Annotated in this window: 7 protein-coding genes; 1 reads left to right on the top strand and 6 read right to left on the bottom strand. The window is 71.1% G+C overall.

Annotation, left to right across the window (positions count from 1 at the left end; genetic code table 11):
* Positions 1–456: 456 nt before the first annotated feature.
* The 4 genes from IMZ11_RS41410 to IMZ11_RS41395 all read right to left on the bottom strand — a co-directional run bounded on the left by IMZ11_RS41410 (position 457) and on the right by IMZ11_RS41395 (position 3,241).
* Positions 457–1,512 carry a tyrosine-type recombinase/integrase gene (locus tag IMZ11_RS41410; protein ID WP_228648874.1) on the bottom strand — a complete coding sequence of 352 codons (1,056 nt, stop codon included), beginning with the start codon at positions 1,510–1,512 and terminating at the stop codon, positions 457–459.
* 284 nt (positions 1,513–1,796) lie between these two features.
* Positions 1,797–2,588, bottom strand: coding sequence for a hypothetical protein (locus IMZ11_RS41405; protein ID WP_228648872.1), 792 nt, complete (start codon positions 2,586–2,588; stop codon positions 1,797–1,799).
* A 138-nt stretch (positions 2,589–2,726) separates the two neighbouring features.
* On the bottom strand, positions 2,727–2,924 hold the full coding sequence (locus IMZ11_RS41400) for a helix-turn-helix domain-containing protein (protein ID WP_228648870.1): 198 nt from the start codon (positions 2,922–2,924) through the stop codon (positions 2,727–2,729).
* Between the two features lie 101 nt (positions 2,925–3,025).
* On the bottom strand, positions 3,026–3,241 hold the full coding sequence (locus IMZ11_RS41395) for a helix-turn-helix domain-containing protein (RefSeq protein WP_228648868.1): 216 nt from the start codon (positions 3,239–3,241) through the stop codon (positions 3,026–3,028).
* A 79-nt stretch (positions 3,242–3,320) separates the two neighbouring features.
* Between IMZ11_RS41395 and IMZ11_RS41390 the strand changes: the two genes are divergently transcribed.
* Positions 3,321–4,331 carry a helix-turn-helix domain-containing protein gene (locus IMZ11_RS41390; RefSeq protein ID WP_228648866.1) on the top strand — a complete coding sequence of 337 codons (1,011 nt, stop codon included), beginning with the start codon at positions 3,321–3,323 and terminating at the stop codon, positions 4,329–4,331.
* Between the two features lie 321 nt (positions 4,332–4,652).
* On the opposite strand, the gene IMZ11_RS41385 is transcribed toward IMZ11_RS41390, so the two are convergent.
* Together IMZ11_RS41385 and IMZ11_RS41380 are read right to left on the bottom strand one after the other, a co-directional pair.
* Positions 4,653–6,053, bottom strand: a complete 1,401-nt coding sequence (locus tag IMZ11_RS41385) for a DnaB-like helicase C-terminal domain-containing protein (protein WP_228648863.1) — start codon at positions 6,051–6,053, stop codon at positions 4,653–4,655.
* The coding region (locus IMZ11_RS41380; RefSeq protein WP_228648861.1) for a hypothetical protein at positions 6,050–6,834 on the bottom strand (785 nt) is incomplete at its 5' end. The genes IMZ11_RS41380 and IMZ11_RS41385, both read right to left, overlap by 4 nt.

Genomic DNA, 6,834 nt, shown 5'->3' with positions numbered 1-6,834 from the left:
CCCTGTACTCAAGTGCGTACGGCTTGCTTGTCTTCATGGTGTACGCACTTGAGTACAGGGTCAAGAGGTTCCGGGGTATCCGTCCGGTGAGGAACGCCTTCCGGGCCGCGGTCCTGGCCGGGAAGGCCCCGGGAAACGCGAAGCGGCCCGCCCCGGAGGGGAGCGGGCCGCCTTGAGTTCGTAGAGAAAATTTGCATTCGATCATGCCCCTCGGCCCCGGGCCGATTTGTGGAACCGCCGTCGCCGGGCGACGTTTCGTCACGCGCTCCGTTACGGAACGACGCCCCCGGCTCGGAGAGTTTTCGCAGTTTTTTCAGCCCTTACGCGCGCGCACGCGCGTGAACGTCGGTTTAGTCGGGAAACCTCGCCCCTGCTCGACCCACCGCACCCCTCAGGCGTCCCTCGCGCTCGCGCACGTAAGGGGTCCCGAAACTCCCGAAAGTCCCTCAGCGTGGCCTACAGCCCCGTGACGGGGTTGTCGGTCCACCGGTCGGCCTCCTCGATGTAGCCCAGCAGGGCGCGGGAGCCGTCCGCCCATCCGCCGTGACGGCCGATCCGCTCCAAGGCGTGCCCGTCGCGGCGGGCGGCGGTGACGAAGCCGCGGCGCAAGCTGTGGCCGGTCCATCGGCCGTCCAGGTCGGCGGCCTCGGCGATGCGGGTCACCACGTCGGCGATCGCCTCGGCGGTCATGCGCCCGGCCGGGTCACCGATCGTCTTCCCGGCCCGGGTCAGCGGCGGGGCGATGCGGCCGTGCCGGTCGACGCGCACCAGCAGCGGCCCGGAGGTGCGGCCGGCATCGGCCATGTCCGCCAGGAGCGCACGGACGGCACGCACCGGGCAGGTGGCGGGGTTGGCGCCGTACGGCACGGCGGTCTCGGTGTGCCGCTTGATCTTCCGCCGGTAGATGGTGACGAGCAGCCCATCGGGCGTCTCGCGGACGTCGGCGATGTCGAGCGCGGCCAGCTCGCTCACGCGGGCGGCGGTGGCGTAGCCGAGCAGCAGCAGCGCGGCGTCCCGCTTGCCCGCCAGGGTGGCCCGGTCGAGCGTGGCGAGCATCTCCCGCAGGGCGTCGGGGACGGCGGGGTCGGCCTTGCGGGTGCGGGCGGCCGGGTCGTGCGCGAGGGCCAGGCCCTCCCTGTGCCCGGACAAGACCTTGCGGGCAGCCTTGGTGTTGGGCGGGACGACGTCGGCCGCGTTGTGCATGGTGCGGATCGCGGCCAGGGCCCGCTCGATGCTGGACGGGGACAGCGGCCGACCGGTGCGCGGGGAGGGCGCGACGGTCAGGTGGGTGACGTACTCGGCCAGGGTCTGGGCGGTGGCCGGGAGCGGCGTGCGGCCCGTCGACGAGCACCAGGCGGTGAACGCCGACCAGTCGCTGGCGTAGGCGCGGCGGGTCGACTCCGGTACCCCGGCTTCGATCGCGGCGCGGGCGGCCTCGCTCAGGGAGAGGTCTGCCGGGGTGTGGCCGGCGGTGGCGAGGGGGCCGGTCGGGCGCTGCTCGATGACGGTCACGGGGTGGTCCTCCCGGGTCGATTGTGACTCCTGAGAAGAAACATTATCAGGAGTCAGATCATGAAGAGGGGCCTACGCGAGACCACACGGGCCTACACGAGCGGGGGTCCCGGCGGGGGGCCGCCGAACACCGGAAAACGATCACGGTCGGTGACATCGGGACCCTTTGAACCTGACCGACCCGGGCCAGCGCTCCCCGGCGGTCCCGCCGGCCACCCCTCGGCGGGGTCTCCCCCGGGGACGGCCGGTTCGGATGGCCATGAGGTTCGGATGGCCGCCAGGCGTCACGCGGCCGGATGCGCGCGGGCCTCGCTACGGCACAGCGGACAGTGCGGCTCGCCGCTGACCGGATGCAGCTCGACGCCGCCAGGCGTGCCGTGCTCGCACTCGCCCATGGCGCGAACCTTCTCAAGCCAGGCGCGCAGCTCGTGTTCCTCGTCGGCGGCCCGGACGCGATGGAGCCAGTCGGCCAGGTCGCCGTTCGCGGCCAGGGTGGAGACGTAGCCGTTGAGACTGCGCGGGGCCTTCTCGGCTTTGATCAGATCGACGATCCTCCTCGCCTCCTCCTCGCTGGCTCCGGTCGCCTCCATCACGCGCCCGGCCGCGCCGAGAGATGAGGGGTCATGAGGGGACTGAGGGGATGGGGTCCGGGTTTTCCGGACCCTTCCGTCTGATTTCCCGGACGCTTGATCCGGATTTCCCGGACCCTTCGTGTTCGATCCAGGGTCCGGGTTTTCCGGACGCTGGAGGCCGGAAGCGTCCGGGTTTTCCGGACCCTGCACGGCCGCGACGACGGCGGCAAGCGGCGGGATCATGTAGACCGCCCTGGAGGCGTTGTGGCCCTTGCTGACCCTGACGAGCGCCCCCTTGGCGACCAAGGCCTTGACCACGGCGTAGCGCTGGCTGCGACCGAGTCGGGTCCGGCGGGCGAACGTCTCGTCGTCCTCGATCCCGGGCCATGCCTGGCGGGTCTCGTCGCGGGCGCTCTCCGCGAACACCATCAGCGTCTTGTGCTCGCTGTGGGTCAGCGTGGCCGGGGCGTAGTCCATCACCTCCACGATCAGGTGGATGCCCACAGCACCTCCCCCAGGGGTTCGACTCCCGGAGCTGGGACGATGACGAAGGTCCTGGTTATGCTCCTCGCAGCCGCAGGAGCGTCAGAGGGGCGGCCCTGGCGGGGGCCGCCTTCTCGCGTCTTGGTCACGTGGCCCGCCCTACTGGTCGATCCCGAGCATCGCGGCGAGCTTGGCCGTAGGAACGCGGATCGCCCGGCCGACCCGCAGCGAGGGGATGTCACCCCGGCGCACGCCGTCGTAGGCGGCCTCCCGGGAGACTCCCAACAGGCCGGCCGCCTCCATCACGCTCATCGTCGGCCGGTCCAGGGGGTTGGCGTGGTCCTGCGTGGTGTCCATGTGGGCCCTTGTACACTCTCCCGGCCTTAGTGTCCTGGCCCGATGCTCGCCCCCGTCTGACCTGGGCTGATCTGCGCTCACATCGTGGGGGAGATCGCCGGTCATCGCGGCCCGCCCGCGTGCTGGAACTCCTCGAGGGCCGCCGCCGGAACCCGGTAGGTCCGGCCGATCCTCACCGCGTGCAGCCGCCCGGACCTGATCCAGGCGTAGACCGTGTTCACGTGCGCGTCCAGCAGCTCCGCCACGCGGCTCACCTTGTAGCCGCGGGGACCCCCGTCGTCCGCTGTCACGGCCTGCTTTCTCGTCATCGTTGTCATGACCTGCCCCCTTCCGTGCTTGTGAAGATCGTGGCGGATGTAGTGGATTTAGCGCAAGCCGAGATTAGGATGATTCGTCATGACACAAAATGCGCGTGGTGTTAAAACCGGCTCCCAACCAGACGGGCCCGATCCGGTGACGCCGACGCAGGTAGCGGCCCAGCGGGTGCGCCACTACCGCAAGGCGCACGGGTGGAGCGCGCAGGAACTCGCGCGCCGATGTGCCGAGGCGGGAATGCCGAACCTCGACCGGTCGGTGCTGTCGAACCTGGAGAACGGGCGGCGCGCGGGCCTCCGGTTGGATGAGGTGCTGACGCTCGCCTGGGTCCTGGGCGTGCCGCCGGTGATGTTGATGGTCCCGCTGGGCTGGGCCGATGACGTGTCCATCACGCCGACGGTCACGGTCCATCCGGGCCTGGCGATGAGGTGGCTGACCGGCGACGAGCAGGCCCCGACCAGCGACCGCCGGATCGCCGGCCACGTGAACCACGAGGTCTACACCGAAGCCGTGCGGCCCGTCGTGCTGTACGGGCGGCTCACCGAGGCACAGGAACTACTCGGCCGGGCTGAGCATGGCCGCGAGAAGATCAGGACGAACGACGGCCAGCGCACGCCGCCCGCGAGCCTGGACGGCCTGGACCGCGACGACGCCTCCCGCATCCGCGCCGCAGAACTGCGATGGAAGGGGGCGCTCGCCTCGCTGGCGACCGTGCTCAACCACATGGTCGCCATGGGAGTGCGCCCGCCCGCGATCTGGCGGCCACGCCTGGAGGCCATGAAGCGCATGAAATTGCTGCTCCAGCGCACTGTCGAGGAGGTCCCGGCGCTGGAAGGCGAGGACGCTGAGGACGATGAGCTCCTGGCGGACTGGTACGGGTACGCGCCGCAGGCGCCGGATGTCACGGATGTCACCGACGAGCGGCCTGAGCCCGAACCGCTGCCCTCAAGCAAGCTGCACGAGATGCTGCTGTACAACGAGGAGCTCAAGCCGGTCATGGCGGCGATCCGCACCGCCCTGGAAGCGGGTGTCGAGGTGCGGATGATCCAGGACGTGGTCCCGATCGTGGACATGTTCCGCCGCGCTTTCTGATCGCGGGGAGAGAGACGGGAGAGGGTGGCGCGGGGTCTCCCGGGGCGTGCTCAAAAAAGGCCGGCCGCCGCACTGTAGGGCCTCCATGAGGTCGCCCGCCGCCTGCCCCTCCCATGGGGTCGGCCCGGCGCATGGGGTGACACGCGAGCGGCTCGGAAGTGTCAGGGTTTCCGCAGGTTTTGTCAGCCCCGCCGCTGATCGATACGCGGCCCTCAGAGGCTCTGTAACGCCCCGGGCGGGAAATCCCCCGCCCGTGGGCCGTTACGGGCCTCTACGGGGCTCTCAGGGCCACGCAGAGGCCAAGCGGAGGGCAGGGGATCACTAGTGGCGGCCCATGTCGACGAAGCGAGCGAAGTGGAGCTGAGCCGCGACCGCGACCGTGCCGGTCGGGCCGCCCCGGTGCTTGCCGACGATCACGTCCACCTCGCCCGCCCGGCTGCTCTGCGGTTCGTAGGCGTCCTCACGGTGCAGCAGGATCACAATGTCGGCGTCCTGTTCGACGGCGCCGCTCTCGCGTAGGTCGGACACCTGGGGCCGCTTGTCGGCCCGCTGCTCCGGTCCGCGGTTGAGCTGGGCGATCACCACGAGCGGGATCGCGAACTCCAGCGCCATGAGCTTGAGCGCGCGGGACATCTCCGCGACCTCGACCTGCCGGTTCTCCACCCGGCGGGTCGGGGTGATGAGCTGGAGGTAATCCAGGACGACGATGTCGGCCGGGGTGCCGAGCTTGCGCATGGCGGTCAGGTGTCGGCGCAACGCGGCGACGGTGAAGCCCTCGCCCATGTCGGCCGGGTCGACGACCCGGACTCGGTCGTTCAGGTGCCCGGCCTGGCCGGGGATCGCCCCCAAGCGCTTCCAGTCGTCATCGGTGAGCACCTCGGGGTTGGTCGGGATCTGCTTGGTGCGCTCAAGGGGCACCCGGGCGGACGCGGCGAGGTAGCGGGCGGCGATCTCGCTGTGGAGCATCTCCAGGCTGACCAGCAGCACCCGCCGGTCGCTGGTGGCGGCGTGCCGGGCGATGTCCAGCCCCATCACGCTCTTGCCCACGGCGGGCCGGGCGGCGACCACCACGAGCTGGCCGGCGCCGAACCCGCCGCCGAGCAGCCGGTTGAGGTCGGTGTACGGGGCGGGGACGAGCACCGGCTTGGTGGGGTTGTCGGCCCCGGCGAGGTAGTTCTCCAGCACGTCCCCGAGACCGGCGTCGGCGGCCTTGCCCGGCGTGGTGGCGGCGGCGAACGCGTCGCGGGCCTGGTCGAGCGCGGTCGCCAGCTCTTCGGGGGTGGCGTCTTCGGCGACCCGGTGCAGCCGCACGGCGATCTGACCGGCCAGGCGGCGGGCGGCGGCCTGGCGGATGTAGTCGACGTCATCGGCGATGGCGGCGCTCCCACCGATCGCGGGGGCCTCGACCACCAGCCCCGGCAGGTAGCGGAGGATCGCGAGCCGCTGGTGAGCGGTGAGGGTCTTGTCGGTGGTGATGGCCTGCATGACGTGCGCGGCCTCGACGGAGCGGCCACGCCCGTGCAGGTCGACGAGCCGGGCGTAGATGGCCTGGTGGATCGGGTCACGCCAGTGCGCGACCTCCAGGGAGGCCACGGCATCGGTGTCCATGGTCTTCGGCCAGCTCAGGATGGCACCGAGCACGCGCCGCTCAGCCTCGGCCAGGACGTCGCGGGCGTCCTCGCCGGGCTCGGCGGGGATGACGGCGGCGAGGTCGGCGGTCATGACGCGGCTCCGAGGTAGGTGGGGTGGCAGACGGGGCAGGGCCGGGCGAGACCGCCCTCGGGGTAGAGCATCCGGTTGCTGTCGGCGCTGTAGGGGTCGTGCTCGGGGTCGTCACAGCGGGGCGGCAGCGTCGGCGCGGCCGGGGCCGGGGCGGGCGGGGTGCCGAGGTCACGCAGCCGGGAGTGCCAGACCGCCGTGCGTGAGGAGGCGGTGGCGAGGTCGCGCAGCAGCTCGGTGCGCAGCTGCTCGACGCTCCATCCGGCCGCGAGGTTCTCGACGACGAGGGCGGTCAGGCGACGCTTGTCGCCCACGGTGAGCAGCGCGGGAAGCGAGGAGACGAGATCGGCAGCGACGGCCTGGTGCTCGTTGTGCTCGCCGTCCCGGGGTGGCGGGACCGTGGTACCAGATTGGCACGTCGGCAGATCAGGGCCGTTGGACGGAGCGGGGGGACTGACAGTCCCCTCGTTGCGCTTCCTGGTCTCTGAGGGGCTCGCCTCCTCCTCCTGACGAGACGGCTGTGACTGCCGCTCATTGGCGAGGTAGGAGGAGGAGGATTCTCCTCCTCTCTCTTCTTGTTTCTCAGGAGGAAGAGGAACCGCCGCATCCGTGCGGCTACCCCTGGCCGCATCCGTGCGGCTACCCCTGGCCGCATCCGTGCGGCTACCCCTGGCCGCATCCGTGCGGCTACCCCTGGCCGCCTTGCGTGCCTCGGCTCGCGCGGCCGCGCGCTCGTCCCAACGCTCGTAGTCGAGCAGCTCGTACACGCTGGGCAGGTGTTGAC

The sequence above is a fragment of the Microtetraspora sp. AC03309 genome, from assembly GCF_020826795.1.
In the GTDB taxonomy this organism is placed as follows: domain Bacteria; phylum Actinomycetota; class Actinomycetes; order Streptosporangiales; family Streptosporangiaceae; genus Microtetraspora; species Microtetraspora glauca.
The sequence above is the reverse complement of the archived record's forward strand: the minus strand, read 5'-3'. Positions and strand labels throughout refer to the sequence as shown.